Below are 14,521 nucleotides of genomic sequence, written 5' to 3' on the forward strand. Positions count from 1 at the left end.
ATATGATTATTATGATTGCACAGACCACTAAGCCACTAAACAGGTGCAGGCCGTGAAGACGCAGATTACAGAACTTTTAGGTATCCGCTATCCCATTATCCAGGGTGGCATGCAATGGATCGGTCGAGCTGAATTGGCCGCAGCTGTTTCCAATGCCGGCGGCCTGGGCATCCTGACCGGCCTGACCCAACCAACCCCGCAAGCATTGGCCGAGGAAATTGCCCGTTGCCGGCAAATGACCGATAAGCCATTCGGCGTCAACATGACCATCTTCCCGACTATTAGTCCGCCCCCTTACGCCGAGTACATTGAGGCGATCATCGAAGGTGGTGTGAAAATCGTGGAAACCGCTGGCAATCAGGCCGTGGAGTTCATGCCACGCCTGAAGGAAGCCGGGATCAAAATCATCCACAAATGCGTAGCTGTACGCCATGCACTGGCCGCAGAGCGCCTGGGCGTCGATGCCATCAGTATCGACGGTTTTGAATGTGCTGGTCACCCCGGCGAGGAAGATATTCCCGGCCTGGTACTGATCCCGGCCGCCGTCCGCAAACTGAAGATCCCGGTTATTGCCTCCGGCGGCATCGCCGATGGTCGCGGCATGGCAGCAGCCCTCGCCCTGGGCGCCCAAGGTGTGAACATGGGTACTCGTTTCGTCTGCACAGAGGAGGCGCCGTTGCACGAGAACATCAAGCATGCCTTGGTCAATGCCACTGAGCGTGACACCAACCTGATTTTCCGCTCACTGCGCAATAGTGCCCGGGTGTTCAAGAACAGTATTTCCGAGGAAGTGGTCGGCATCGAGCGTCGCCCGGGTGGCTGCGAGTTTGCCGATATCCGTCCGTTGGTAGCCGGTGCTCGTGGCAGAGCGGCCCTCGAAGCCGGCGACGTGGACGGCGGAGTCATTACCGCCGGCATGGTCATTGGCCTGATCGACGACATTCCATCCTGCGCCGTGTTGCTTGAACGCATGATCAAGGAGTGCAAAGAACACCTCGGCCGCGCCCAGGGCTATTTTGCCTGACTGAAGGACGAGCCCCCCGCACTTTCAGGGCGACATCTGGAAGTGGTTTTGATCACGCACCCAGGTCCTGCCAACCAGTATCTGGGTGCGCCAGTTTGGCCGCGAGGAAACTGCACAATGGCAAAAATAAATGTGATCTTGCGCAAGGAAGACCTGGACCCGAGCTTCCTCCACGACAAGGTGGCGGTGGTCATTGATGTGCTGTTCGCCACTTCCAGCATCGTTACTGCTCTTAACCAGGGAGCTGCTGATGTTTACCCGGTGCTAAACCGGCAAATGGCACTGGAGACGGTTCGAAACTTCGTTAAAGACAGCTACATTCTCTCCGGCGAACAGCACCTGCACAGTATCGCAGGCTTCAGCGCCTATACCCCTCTGGCACTGTCACGCCAGTCTCTACGGGGGCGAAGCCTGGTCTATGCCACGACCAATGGCACCGTTGCCCTGCGGCAGGCTGACAGCGCCGCACATGTTTACGTTGCTGCCCTTCTCAACGCTCCAGCCGTCGTAAATCAGCTGCAACAGCACAAAGACCAGACCCTGGTACTGATCTGCTCCGGGTCTGCAGGGCGGGTGAACCTGGAGGACCTGTATCTGGCCGGTTACCTGATCGAACAACTCAGCGCTCAGTGTTCTGACCATTGGCAACTCACCGACACCTGCCAGATTGCATTGGCGGTGTATCGTCAGTATGACTCCCCAGAGCACTGCTTGCGTCAGAGCCAACTAGGCAAGGTGCTGGCATTGACGGAGATGGATGAGGAAATAAGCTATTCGGCACGCCTGGGCTGCATCGACCTTGTACCCAAATTCAAAGGTGTAAGCCTTCAGGTGGCGTAATATCACCGGTCAGTGAAGCCGATCCGGTACTGCTCAAGAGATAGTCTGGCCTGCAACTGCCTGTAAGGGTCAGGTTGCAGGCAAACCATACTCAGGCTCGCCTTGCTACCTCAGAACTCATGGAACAGTTCAGAGATCAGCATATGCTCATAGCCGGTGACCCAGACCTTGTTGGCGCGGACCATGTGCTTGCGCCAATGAGCCTCAGCCAGATCCGTCTCGCGCGCCTCGATCAGCTGGATCAATTTATCCTGGGATTTGAGCCCCGCCACCGCTGCCAGGCGCGCACCTTCAAGCGTTACATTGCGACGCTGCACTGCAACCACTGCTGCCTGGTGGCGCTCGATCACTTCGTGCATGGCCCCCCAAAGGTGGATCAGCGGTTTGTTGGCCGACAGCTCCACCAGCAAGCGGTGAAAGCGCGCAACCTCAGCGGCGAACACCACCGTGTCTTCGAAGCATTTGCGTTGCTGATCAAGCACTTCGCGCAATAGCGCCGGGGCCTGCTGCGCTGCATTCTCGACGACGAATCGCACCGCCGAAGGCTCAAACGCCATCCGTGCCTGATAAACCTCGGACACTGTCGTGCCTTCGAACTGCAGCACCATCAACGCATAACTGGCTATCAGCTGCGGATCGGGCGCATGCACGATCGCGCCACCCTTGGCACCACGGGCGACCGTGATGAGGTGCTCGGCCTCCAGAATGCGAAACGCCTCGCGAATGGTGGGTCGGGATACCCCGAACTCCTCCATCAACCGGCCTTCGGCCTGCAAAGTATCACCCTCCTTCAGTTCACCTCGCACAATCTGCTTTTTAATCCGGGCGGCAACAATTTGCGGCGCCTTGGGTATGTGCAGCACCTGCCGGCGTTCGACGCCGCGGCTGGCTCGCAGCTGTAATTCTTTCATCTCGGTCATATAAGCGTCCTGCAAATTGAAATGGAACCACACGAACCCACACAACCACGCAGGCCGCCAGCGGATCAACGCCATGATACTAATCATAGCTATGATCTAAATGTAACACATCTTATTTAAGGAGTTGATCCTGACTTTATGGCCGACTCTCTATTCAACAGACAATTCCCCGATTTTCAGAATTTCTGGCAACATCGAGCAATAGGCTGCAGGCATCCTAGACAATCATAAAAATACATGTATATGATTAATACATATACAGCCGATCCTAGCCAGGGACCATCATGAACTTTGATTTTTCAGATGAGCAGCGGATGCTGCGCGAGCAAGCCCGCCGTTTTTTGAGCGAAGCGAGTACTTTCCATGCCCTGCGTGAGCGAATCGCGAATGGCACACTCCTGGACCACGACCTGTGGCGACAAGTGGCTGAACTTGGCTGGTTGGCGGTAGCCATTCCAGAGGAGCAAGGGGGCTTGGGCCTGGGAGCCCTGGAACTGTGCGTCCTGGCCGAAGAGTTCGGCCGCAGCCTGGCGCCCGTGCCATTTCACGGCACTGTCTTCCTAGGCGCCGAATTGCTTAAGCGTAGCGAGTTGCCAGAAGCCACAAGCTGGCTGGAGCGAATTGCCACTGGCGAAGCGATCATTGCTGTCCAGCCAACGCTGGCCTGGGAGAGCGTCAGCCTGCACGTTGATGGTGGTGTTGTCACAGGTAGCTGTGAGCCATTGGCCTACGCTGCCCACGCCCATGCAGCGATCCTGCCGGCTCTGCTCGCCGGCCAGCCAGCATTGGTCTTAATCGATCTTGAACAGCATCCGGTTCGCCACCATCCAGCCCGCAGCCTGGACGATGTCGTACCCTACGCAGTGCTGGAACTGGAAAACACCCCCTACCTGGTATTGGCGGAAGGCGAAGCGGCACGAACCGCCATGCGCGAAGTAGTAGATCAGGATGCAATTCTTACCGCCTTCGAACAGATCGGAGGCGCAGATGCTGCTTGTACATTGGCCCGCGACTACGCCCTTGAGCGGCATACCTTTGGCCGCCCTATCGGTAGCTACCAGGCAGTCAAGCACAAGCTGGCAGATATGGCAGTGAAGATCGAGCTGGCCCGCTCCAATGCTTATTTTGGCGCATGGGCCATGCATGCCGGTGAAGTTGCCGATCGCAGCCTTGCCGCCGCCGCCTGCCGTTTGAGCGCCACCAACGCCTTTGAGTACGCCGCTCGCGAATGCCTGCACTTGCATGGTGGTATCGGCTACACCTGGGAAGCGGATTGTCATTTCTTTTACAAGCGCTCACGCCTGCTGGCGGTGATCCTCGGCCAACCCGGTGCCTGGGTCGACCAGTTGCTGACTGAAACCTCGCTCAAACAATTGCAGATTCGCTAAGGAGCCCCCCATGGATTTCAATGACTCGACTTCCGAAGCCGAATTCCGCGGGCAGGTCCGCACTTGGCTCGATACCCACGCCAAGGGTTTCATGAGCCCTAACGACGACGCCGACGTGGATACTTTCATTGCCAAGGCCAAAGCCTGGCAAGCGAAAAAGGCTCGCGAAGGCTACGCCGCTATCCGCTGGCCAAAAGCCGAAGGTGGCCTCGACGGGACGCCAATGCAAGAAGTCATCTTTCAAGACGAAGAATCCCGACACGATGTTCCCGTCGGCCCATTCGTCACCATTGGCACCCAATTGGCAGTGCCAACGTTGCGCACCCATGGCACCCCTGAACAGATCGAGCAATTCACCCAGCCAACCTTGCGTGGCGAACTTCTGTGGTGCCAGCTTTTTTCGGAACCTTCGGCTGGTTCGGACTTGGCCAACGTGCGTACCCGTGCAGTCAAGGACGGTGACGACTGGGTCATCAATGGCCAGAAGGTCTGGACTTCCTGGGCGCATGTCGCTGACTGGGGCATCCTGCTGGCGCGCACAGATCCCGAGGCAACCAAACACAAAGGTCTGACCTTCTTTGTCGTGGACATGCGCAGCGTCGGCGTTGAGGTGCGGCCAATCCAACAGGTTTCCGGCGTTTCGGAATTCAATGAAGTGTTCCTCACTGACTTGCGTATCCCCGATCGCTATCGGGTTGGCGCAGTCGGTGACGGCTGGAAATGCGCGATGACCACGCTGATGAATGAACGGGTCAATGTCGGTGGAGAGAGCCAGGCACTACCCAACGTATTGGAACTAATCGAGCGTGCACAGGATCGTTCAACCGGCGCCAGTCTGGATCGTTTCAAGATGGCTCAATTGCTGACCCAGGAGATGGGCCTGCGCTACTTCCGTTTCCGTCTGTTGACCTCACTGTCCAAGGGGGAAACCCCAGGGCCGATTGCCGCCATGAGCAAACTGGTATACGCCAATACTTTGCAGGAACTCAGTGCCATGGCCCTGGATGTCACTGGCCTGCCTGGACTGCAAGCCGAAGGCGACAAGTTCCAGCATGGGTATGAATGGGCCGCTGCATTGCGTATCGCCGGTGGCACTGATGAGATCCTGCGAAACCAGATTGCAGAACGGGTTCTGGGCATGCCAGGAGAAATCCGGGTGGATAAAAACATTCCCTTCTCCCAATGCCGCTAGGATGCTCCATGCCTGAATTCATCGAAGTACAGCAGCATGACGGCTGGCTGGGCATCACTTTGCAGCGACCGGAAAAATACAACGCCCTGACATTGCAAATGTACGACGACCTCGCAGATTTGATGCGAACGGCGCAGGCGGACGACAGTATAAAAGCGGTGGTCATCAGCGGCGGCGAGCATTGTTTCACCAGCGGCAACGACTTGAAGGACTTCATGCAATCGCCGCCGGACAGTCTTGATGCTCCAGCCTTTCACTTTATGAATGCAGTCATTGATCTGGACAAGCCACTGATCGCTGCCGTCTGCGGGGCAGCCATTGGCATTGGCACGACCTTGCTGCCTCACTGTGATCTTGTGTTCACTAGCGTCGACTGCCAATTCGCCACACCTTTCATCAAACTCGGACTTTGTCAGGAGTTCGGTGCCAGCCTGCTCTTCCCGCAACGTCTGGGGCACGGCCGAGCAGCTCAACTGATTCTCGCCGGTGAGAGCCTGGATGCGCGAACAGCACTGGACTGGGGGCTATGCACACATCTGTTCGATACCCCTGTACAGTGCCTCGCCGCTGCCAACGCCCAGGCCGAACGCTTTGCAAAGGCTTCTCTGGCTTCATTACAGGTGAGTAAACGCCTACTGAAAGCTCCATCGTTGGAGTCTTTGAAAGCAGTGGTACGCGAGGAAAATCTACAGTTCATCGCACGCCTGCAAAGCGAAGAGGCAAAAGCTGCCCTGCGGGGCATGCTGGAAAAGCGCAAGTAATCGCACCAGTGCAAGGCCATGAAATCTCATGGTCTTGTTCAATGGCCGCTTGCTAAATACCTACATATGATTAAAATCATAATACCAGTTTAAGGGCCCCTATTCTTGATCGGTCAATTACTCTCTCTGGCAGGTCGCTCTTCACTAATGAAAAGACTTCTACGCTTGACCGCCATGACCCTCGGAATTGCCTTGCTGCAGCCGGCGTATGCCCAAACAGCCAGCGAGGACGTCGGCTATACCCAGCAATCCGATCAAGCTCGAGCTCTGCTTGAGAAAGCTGTGGGTCGCTATCGTGAAAGAGGCGAAGCAGCATTGGCGCAGTTCAGTCGTCAGGGTGAATTCACCCGCGATGAGCAGTATGTATATGTGATAGACAATCGCGGCATCATGCTGGCCAGTGGCGGTTTGTCAGCGATCTACATTGGTCGAGATGTGCGACCGATGCTGGACGAAGATCGCAAACCCGTTTTCGATCGCGCCTTGCTCCAACCAGATAACGGCCAGATGCACAGCGACGAATACCGCTGGCTAAACCCTCATGATGGCAAGATCGAGCGCAAGAGGGTCTGGTATCAGCGGGTCGACAACAAGATATTCGCCGTCGGCTACTACTTGCCACGCTCCAGCCCACAAGCGGCCCAGGCCCTGCTCGACGACGCAACCAACGCCATGAGTGAAGACCCAGCGACGACTATCAAACGCATCAACCAACTGGATAAAGCATTCAATCGTGATGATCTTTATGTATTCGTAGTCGACACCGACACGCTGAAGATGGTCGCTCATGGCTACAACCAGCGCCTGGTCGACACTGACATTCGCCGCCTTCAAACAGCGAACGGCCAGCCGATCGGCCAAGAGATGCTCAAGGCCATCGACGGCAAGACAAAGACTCGGATCAGTTATAGTTGGCGCAATCCGGTTACTGGCAAGTCTGAGCCAAAAAACACACTGATACAGCACAGCGGCCATTACCTAATAGCTGTCGGCTATTATGCACCCGCGCAAAACGCAGCTCGTTGAATGTCAGTCCTGCATGATCTCGGCGATTGTGGTTTCTTCATAACCGGCGATCCAAGTCTTGTAGGCCGCCTGCATATGCTTGCGCCAGTGCAGCTCAGCCCCATCCTCGTCGCCGGCCTCAATCAGTTTGATCAGTTTTTCCTGAGACCGAAGACCCATGGCAGCATTGGCAATGATTTCCTCGGCCTGGGTTGTACGCCGATACGCCGACACCGCCAACGCCTGGTGTTGCACAACTACTTCATGAATCGCGCCCCAGAGATGCATCAGCGGTCGGTTACCGGATAACTCAACCACCAGGCTGTGAAACTCAGCAATGGCCTGAGCGAAAGCAGTTGCATCCGCGACAACAGCGCGCTCCTTCTCCAGAGACTCACGCAAAAGAGCCGGGGCAGTCTTCTTGGCATTCTTGGCTATCATACGCACTGCAGCTGGTTCGACAGCCAACCGTGCCTGGTAAACCTCAGATACCCGTGTTCCTTCACATTGCAACACCATAAGCGCATAGCTGGAGATTAGCCCTGGATCTGGAGCATGGATCACTGCTCCGCCCTTTGCCCCACGGGAAACAGTAACCAGACGCTCAGCCTCAAGGATTCGGTAAGCCTCACGAATAGTCGGGCGAGAAACGCCGAACTCTTCCATCAACTTACTTTCGGCGGGCAAAAGATCGCCCTCCTTGAGCTGCCCGGTTACGATCAGTTTCTTGAGGCGTGACGCGACGATCTGCGGAGCTTTTGGAATCTGCAGCGGTTGTTTCCGGGTGCTGGAAGAAAGAGCGATCGTTGCTGCAATGGTCATGCTTGAATCCTAGAGGTCATGGGCATCCACGAATGATAGCTGCCGACCGCCAGTGCACTTGGTGGTCAGCAGTCTTTGAATACCGGCTCACGCCGCTCCACGAATGCCTGGACACCCTCCTTGGCATCGTGGGTCTTACCAATACGGTGGCCAAGGCTGGCTTCCGATGCCAAGCCATCGGCTAGCGAAAGGTTATTACCTTCGCGTACCGCCTGACGAATGGCCTGTTGGGCCGGCAGACTGTAACAGCTGTATTTCTCCGCTAAAGCACAAGCGGCTTCCAGCAAGTTATCGTCGCTATTAGTAAGATGATCTATTAAACCTACACTATAGGCGTCTTGCGCGTCCAGCGCACCTCCGCCCAACATCATTTGCAGCGCAGGTCCGCGACCGATCAATCTAGGCAATAACTGGGTGGCGCCATACACGGGTATCAATCCCAGGCGTATCTCCGGGACGGCCAGCTTCGCCTGCGCAACACAGACCCGAAACGTGCAGCCCAACGCAATTTCAAGCCCACCGCCCATGGCTGCACCATTGATTGCGGCCACGCTGATTTTCGGATATTCATCTAGGCGCAACATCAGGCGATGCATGCGCGCAATACGCAAGGCGGGATCGCCGTCTCGTTCGCTGAGATCGGAGCCTGCACAGAACGCCCGACCTTGCCCCGTGATCACCAGTGCACGACTGTCGTCCTTGGCTATGTTATCCAGATGCCAATCCAACTCGTCGAGCAAGGCGTCATTGAGAGCATTCAGCACCTGTGGGCGATTCATGGTCAGAACGGCGCAGTTACCCTGGCGGTGATGGTCAATCAGACTCATGGATTTACTCCTGTAATACGGTCACGATGGTCTTGCCAATACGTCGACGCTCAAACGTCGAAGCTAATGCCGAGCGGAAGTCTTCCAGGACGTAGGCAACACCTGTCGCAGGCTGCAAACTGCCATCTCCCACCCATTGGGCTAATTGTGCACGGGCGGCGGCGGCCTTGTCAGGCTCGCGCAAGATGAACTGGCGGATATCCACCCCTAGTAAAGCCGCGCCCTTGAGCAACGCCAAGTTAGTGGGCAAGGCTGGAATACTGCCACCGGCAAACCCCAGTACCAAATGACGCCCGCCCCAAGCCAGGCGCCGGAAAGCCATCTCGAATCCCTCACCGCCAACCGGGTCAAAAATCACGTCAATGCCGCATTCTTGGGTCAGGATCTTGAGGCGCTCAGGCCAATCGGCTGCGCTCGAATCCAGGCACTCATGTGCACCGACAGCCCGCGCTGCTTCGCGCTTATCAGCAGTGGACGCCGCCGCAATCACCACGGCGCCTAGCAATCGTGCTATCTGAACCGCCGCCAACCCGAGACCACCGGCTGCACCGAGCACCAAAACCCGTTCGCCTGGCTGCAACCTGGCGCGGTCCTGCAAGGCATGGAACGCCGTGGTGTAATCGACCCAGAATGCAGCAGCGCGAGGAAAGTCCAGAGCAGTCGGCAAAGGTAGCAAACTTGAAACCGGCACTACGGCAAATTGCGCACAACCGCCGCCCATTGCCGAAGCCGCACACCGCAAGCCAAGTTCGACACCCTCTACCCCCGGGCCCAGGGCATCAACAACCCCGGCAAACTCACAACCCGGTACGAAGGGCAATGCTGGTTTGAGCTGGTAGCGCCCGGTACACAACAAACCATCGGCAAATCCCAGCCCAGTGCTGTGAACCCTCAGCCGTACCTGCCCGGGACCGGGCTCAGGCAGCGGTAGGCTCTCGAGCGTAAAGTCATCCAGGCTTTCCAGGCGTCGGCCCAATACTGCTTTCATACGACGCTCACTCACGATGCCAGCACCTGAGCCTGTCGCAGGGTCGCACGGTACTGCTGTTCCAGGTCATCGATCAGCTCGCTGACACTTGGCAATCCGTTGATCGCACCAACTCCCTGCCCGGCCGCCCAGATGTCCTTCCATAGTTTGTAATCACCATGGCCTCCAGTGCCGACGCCGGGTTTCGGCGGCGCTGGCAAACGCTCGGGATTCAAGCCCGTGCGCGCAATACTGGCTTTCAGATAATTGCCACGTAGCCCGCTGAACAGGTCGGTGTAAACGATGTCGTCAGCACTGGAAGCCTGCAACATTTGTTTGTACACGGCATCAATTTCACATTCGGCAGTACCCAGAAATCGCGTTCCCATATAGGCCAAGTCCGCTCCGAGGAGCTGCGCTGCCAGAATATCTTTGCCGTGAGCCAATGCGCCAGACAACAACAGAGTGCCCTCGAAGAACCGGCGGATTTCACTGACAAAGGCAAACGGATTGAGCTGGCCGCCATGCCCACCTGCCCCCGCGCACACCGCCACGATGCCATCGACCCCAGCGGCCGCGGCCTTTTCTGCATGCCGCACACTGACCACATCATGGAACACCAAGCCACCATAACCATGCACCGTGGCGACCACTTCGCCCGGCGAGCCAACGCTGGTGATGACCACCGGCACTTGGTGTTTTTCCAATAACGCCAAGTCACGATCCTGACGCAGATTGGCAGGGGCCATAATCTGGTTGATGGCAAACGGGGCAGCCTGCGGGGTGGCTGCGAGGCTTTCAACTATTTCCCCTAGCCAGTCATCCAATTGCTCACTACTGCGTGCGTTCAAGGCAGGCATCGAACCGACAATACCGGCCTGGCACTGGGCGAGCAGCAATTTTGGACTGCTGGCCAGAAACATGGGAGCCGCCACCAAAGGCAAACGTAAACGGTCGCGTAGAAGCGTGGGCAAAGGCATGAGCTCTCCCGTCACAGGTATGAGGTGTCGTCAGAAATTCGATAACGGATTGGTACAGAGCGAACACCCTGTTGAGCGCGCTTCAGGATCGCAAGCGACCCGGCGCGACCAGAATTTTGCCGAACGCATTGGGTTCCGCCAGCGCGGCCATGGTGGCCGGCAACTCACTCAGACTTACTTCGTGTGTAACCATCGGTCGTGGGTCGATGCGCCCCTGAGCCAGCATTTTCAAGGTGTAATCGAAGTGACGAGCCTCGTACATCATGCAATAGCTGATCTGCAGTTCCTTGAGGAATGGGACGATCCGCCGAGTTGACTCTTCGTGCATGTGCAATCCACCGATAATCACCCGCCCTCCTCTTCTCGCCAATGCGCAGGCCAAGTCCAGGCTGCCTGGTCGGCCGATGCATTCGATCACCAGATGTGGAGCGCCCCCCAATTCGCGATCACAGAACCCTGCAATCTCTTCACGGGAGGGATCGCAGACTGCTGTGGCGCCCAACTTCAGGGCCAGCTCGCGGCGAGTCGGTACAGGGTCACTGACCACAATATCGCCAATGCCCAGCGCGCGGGCCCACACGACAACGGCCAAACCCACCGGACCAGCACCGAGTATTACCAGGGTCTCGCCCGGTTTCCATTGCACGACTTCGACCATTTTCAGTCCAACGGCCAAAGGTTCGACCAGTGCTCCGAGCGCCGCGTCGACACCCGGTGGCAGCAGGAAAGTTTCCTTTTCACCGACGATTACGTATTCGGCGAAAGCCCCGTTGCGCGGCATATTAAGGCCGATCATCCGCGTGGTCGGACAATGCGCTGGATCACCACCCAAGCAGTGAACACAGCGGCCACAACCGATCAGGGGCAGGCTGCAAATACCATCGTGGAGCTTGAAGCGCTCCACGCCCGGCCCGACTTCAGCCACGGTACCCGCGAACTCGTGACCGAGCACCGCTGCGAGCGCAGAGTCCGACTGGATCACATGCAAGTCACTTCCACAGATGCCGGCGCGCTCAACCTTGAGCAATATTTCCCCTGGCCCTGGGGCCGGAATATCGACCTCTTCGATGGTCATGTGGTGGCGCCCATGCAGCAAGGCGGCGTGCATAGTGCTCATAACGGTACCTCAGCGAGTATCGGACGGTTCGTGTACACAGCTGGCAGCTGTAAGTAGCTCTGTTTAGTAACGACAACAGTCAGGTTGCCTACCAGTGTGAATCACCGCGCTCAAGTACTTCGGTACCGCCGTCGATGCACAGGAGTTGGCCGATCATTAGGCTATTGGCGGGACTGGCCAGCCATAACATCAGTTCTGCCACTTCCTCCGGACGCCCGTAACGGCCCAATGCCTGGGGATGCATGTCACGCACGACCTGACTGCGCACAGGATGATCGCGCAACGCCAAGCCCGCCTCGGTTTCAATGAACCCGGGGGCGACCGCATTTACGATGATGCCACTGCCGCCCCAACGAGGACTTACGGCAGCACGACGAGTCCAACGAGCGATGGCAACCTTGCTGCTGGCATAGATCCCCACTGGCGTGCGCTGGTTGACCAGACGGCTTTCGGTTTGTGCTTCAACACGAGCGACCAGGTCTTGAGCCCTGTCCCTCGCAGCGTTTTCATTCCCGGCCAGGTAAAATTCGACCAACGCTGAATCTGCCGCATTGGCATAGGCCATGCGTGAAGACACCAGCACCACACGTGGCGCTGGCGACTTGAGTAGTAATGGTTGTAACCCTTCCAGCACGTCGACAGAGCCGAAGTAATTCAAACTGGCACTGGTCGTACTGGACACCAGTAGGCCGGCGCAGGTAATCACGGCATCGAGCCCGTTGGGGCACAATGCCCGCACACTGGAAATCAGCTCTTCACGCCCTTCGGGTGTAGAAAGATCCGCCGCCACATCACCTTCGCTCAAATCGGCACGTATGACTTTAAACCCCTTGGTCTCAGCCAGCGCAGCCGTGGCCTTACCGATTCCGTTGGCTGCGCCAGTAATCAATACTGTGCGGATCATGCCAATTCCTCCTGCTCAACCGTTGCGCCAGCGGCACATCCCGACAACACAAATCCTTCATATCCATTGGCAGCTACGGCATCGCACATGCGCCGGTAATTACCAAAGCCACCGACAAAGGGCATGAACACCCGTGGCTTACCCGGTACGTTCGCCCCGGAGTACCACGATGCCCCTTTACGATGAAGCGTTATCTGCGACAGCGCCGCAACCTTCTCTACCCAAGCGTTTTCAGCGTCCGGGCTAGCTTCGATCAAGGTCCTGTTTTGTTGTTCCAGGTAACCGATGCAGTCCATGATCCAGTCAGCATGCTGTTCGATGGCCACCACCACATTGGCCAGCGCACCTGGGCTCTGTGGGCCAGTCATGATGAACATGTTCGGGAAACCCGCTGTCGCCAGACCAAGATAGCAACGCGGGCCATCCTTCCACTTGTCCTTGAGCTTCAACCCCTCCCGACCGGTCACCTGGATGCGTGACAGCGCGCCGGTGATGGCATCGAAACCGGTTGCGAACACCAGCACATCGAACGGTAGCTCCTGGTCGCAAGTGCGCATGCCCCCCTCAGTGATGCGTTCAAGTGGTGTGCGCTTCAGGTTGACCAGGCTGACGTTGGACCGGTTGAAGGTTTCCAGATAGCTGCTACCAATACACAGACGCTTGGAGCCCAGCGGATGATCATTCGGGCACAAGTCCTCGGCCACTACAGGATCCTTCACCACGCTACGAATCTTTCCGCGAATGAATTCCGCGGCAGTGGCGTTGGCTTCTTCGTTGATCAGCAAGTCATTGAACGAGCCGAGAAACGCGAGACCATTAATCCGATAGTTTTCTTCGTAAATGGCCTCTCGCTCTTCGGCAGTGGCAACGAGGGCCGATTGGTCATTGAACTGATAGTGAGAACCACCACTGGAATATCGGGTTTTCTCACGAATTTGCGGGTAGGTCGCGCGGTAATGACGCTGTTCTTCTTCGCTGAGCGGCCGGTTCCCGGCGGGCAAGACGAAATTGGCGGTACGTTGAAAGACCGTCAGGTGCTCCGCCTGCTGGGCAATTAACGGAACCATTTGTACGCCCGTAGATGCCGTACCCACCAAGCCTACTCGCTTGCCAGTGAAGTCCACGCCTTCAGCCGGCCAATTGGTACTGTGATACCAAGTACCTTTGAAGTCTTCCAGCCCCGGAATGTCCACAGGCTTAGGAACGGTCAGCGATCCGGTAGCCATAATGACGAAACGGGCTTTGACGCGTTGCCCTTGCTCGGTCTCCACCGTCCAGCGCTCATCTTTCTCATCGAAGGTGGCGGCACTGACGCGTGTGTTGAACTGGATATCCCGGCGCAATTCGAAGCGATCGGCAACATGCTGTATGTAAGCGAGGATTTCAGCCTGCGTGGCATAACGCTCCGACCAGCGCCACTCGTCTTGCAGTTCGTCGGAGAAAGAGTAGGAGTAAATGACGCTCTCGATATCACAGCGTGCGCCAGGATAGCGGTTCCAGAACCAAGTACCTCCGACATCGGAGCCAGCCTCGAAAGCACGGACGCTCAGGCCTTTCTGACGCAGGCTGTGGATCAGGTACAATCCGGCGAAGCCCGCGCCGACTACGATGACATCGAACTCACTCGGGCAGGCGCTGGCCTTGCCTTGCTGCGCTTCACTCATCCTTCTGTCTCCTGAATGTGTCGGCTTCACATCACCGATTTATTGTATGTATGATTTATAGCATACACATCATTATTCAAAAGTGGAGCAAATTTTTCGTGGCTGTCCGA

The 14,521-nt window shown here is 57.0% G+C and carries 14 protein-coding genes; 6 read left to right on the forward strand and 8 right to left on the reverse strand.

The window, feature by feature from the left end; genetic code table 11:
• The first annotated feature begins 43 nt into the window (after nucleotides 1-43).
• On the forward strand, nucleotides 44-1,024 hold the full coding sequence (locus GPL81_RS20660) for an NAD(P)H-dependent flavin oxidoreductase (RefSeq protein WP_246218955.1): 981 nt from the start codon (nucleotides 44-46) through the stop codon (nucleotides 1,022-1,024).
• Nucleotides 1,025-1,141: 117 nt separating this feature from the next.
• Nucleotides 1,142-1,864, forward strand: coding sequence for a 2-phosphosulfolactate phosphatase (locus tag GPL81_RS20665; protein WP_160108234.1), 723 nt, complete (start codon nucleotides 1,142-1,144; stop codon nucleotides 1,862-1,864).
• Nucleotides 1,865-1,974: 110 nt separating this feature from the next.
• Here GPL81_RS20665 and GPL81_RS20670 read toward each other — a convergent pair whose 3' ends face one another.
• Entirely contained in the window at nucleotides 1,975-2,859 is an 885-nt protein-coding gene (locus GPL81_RS20670; RefSeq protein ID WP_246218956.1) for a FadR/GntR family transcriptional regulator, read from the reverse strand.
• A 209-nt stretch (nucleotides 2,860-3,068) separates the two neighbouring features.
• Between GPL81_RS20670 and GPL81_RS20675 the strand changes: the two genes are divergently transcribed.
• The 4 genes from GPL81_RS20675 to GPL81_RS20690 all read left to right on the forward strand — a co-directional run bounded on the left by GPL81_RS20675 (nucleotide 3,069) and on the right by GPL81_RS20690 (nucleotide 7,151).
• The gene (locus GPL81_RS20675; protein WP_160108235.1) at nucleotides 3,069-4,172 is read left to right on the forward strand and encodes an acyl-CoA dehydrogenase family protein; all 1,104 of its coding nucleotides are present in this window, start codon (nucleotides 3,069-3,071) and stop codon (nucleotides 4,170-4,172) included.
• A gap of 10 nt (nucleotides 4,173-4,182) precedes the next feature.
• A complete protein-coding gene (locus GPL81_RS20680; RefSeq protein WP_160108236.1) occupies nucleotides 4,183-5,364 on the forward strand; it encodes an acyl-CoA dehydrogenase family protein in 1,182 nt (393 codons plus the stop codon).
• Between the two features lie 8 nt (nucleotides 5,365-5,372).
• Nucleotides 5,373-6,125: an enoyl-CoA hydratase-related protein gene (locus tag GPL81_RS20685; protein WP_160108237.1), complete on the forward strand. Its 753-nt coding sequence runs from the start codon at nucleotides 5,373-5,375 to the stop codon at nucleotides 6,123-6,125.
• A 174-nt stretch (nucleotides 6,126-6,299) separates the two neighbouring features.
• A complete protein-coding gene (locus GPL81_RS20690; protein ID WP_246218961.1) occupies nucleotides 6,300-7,151 on the forward strand; it encodes a cache domain-containing protein in 852 nt (283 codons plus the stop codon).
• Nucleotides 7,152-7,154: 3 nt separating this feature from the next.
• On the opposite strand, the gene GPL81_RS20695 is transcribed toward GPL81_RS20690, so the two are convergent.
• The 7 genes from GPL81_RS20695 to GPL81_RS20725 all read right to left on the reverse strand — a co-directional run bounded on the left by GPL81_RS20695 (nucleotide 7,155) and on the right by GPL81_RS20725 (nucleotide 14,411).
• On the reverse strand, nucleotides 7,155-7,952 hold the full coding sequence (locus GPL81_RS20695) for a FadR/GntR family transcriptional regulator (protein ID WP_160108239.1): 798 nt from the start codon (nucleotides 7,950-7,952) through the stop codon (nucleotides 7,155-7,157).
• Nucleotides 7,953-8,017: 65 nt separating this feature from the next.
• Nucleotides 8,018-8,779: an enoyl-CoA hydratase/isomerase family protein gene (locus GPL81_RS20700; RefSeq protein ID WP_160108240.1), complete on the reverse strand. Its 762-nt coding sequence runs from the start codon at nucleotides 8,777-8,779 to the stop codon at nucleotides 8,018-8,020.
• Between the two features lie 4 nt (nucleotides 8,780-8,783).
• Entirely contained in the window at nucleotides 8,784-9,767 is a 984-nt protein-coding gene (locus GPL81_RS20705; RefSeq protein WP_160108241.1) for an NADPH:quinone oxidoreductase family protein, read from the reverse strand.
• Between the two features lie 11 nt (nucleotides 9,768-9,778).
• On the reverse strand, nucleotides 9,779-10,726 hold the full coding sequence (locus GPL81_RS20710; protein ID WP_160108242.1) for an NAD(P)H-dependent flavin oxidoreductase: 948 nt from the start codon (nucleotides 10,724-10,726) through the stop codon (nucleotides 9,779-9,781).
• A gap of 82 nt (nucleotides 10,727-10,808) precedes the next feature.
• Nucleotides 10,809-11,843 (reverse strand): zinc-dependent alcohol dehydrogenase, encoded by a 1,035-nt coding sequence (locus GPL81_RS20715; RefSeq protein ID WP_160108243.1) that lies wholly within the window; start codon nucleotides 11,841-11,843, stop codon nucleotides 10,809-10,811.
• Nucleotides 11,844-11,931: 88 nt separating this feature from the next.
• Nucleotides 11,932-12,747, reverse strand: a complete 816-nt coding sequence (locus tag GPL81_RS20720; protein ID WP_160108244.1) for an SDR family oxidoreductase — start codon at nucleotides 12,745-12,747, stop codon at nucleotides 11,932-11,934.
• Nucleotides 12,744-14,411: a flavin-containing monooxygenase gene (locus GPL81_RS20725; protein WP_160108245.1), complete on the reverse strand. Its 1,668-nt coding sequence runs from the start codon at nucleotides 14,409-14,411 to the stop codon at nucleotides 12,744-12,746. Before GPL81_RS20725 ends, GPL81_RS20720 begins: the two co-directional genes overlap by 4 nt.
• Nucleotides 14,412-14,521: the final 110 nt, after the last annotated feature.

Source organism: Pseudomonas izuensis (genome assembly GCF_009861505.1).
Taxonomy (GTDB): Bacteria; Pseudomonadota; Gammaproteobacteria; order Pseudomonadales; family Pseudomonadaceae; genus Aquipseudomonas; species Aquipseudomonas izuensis.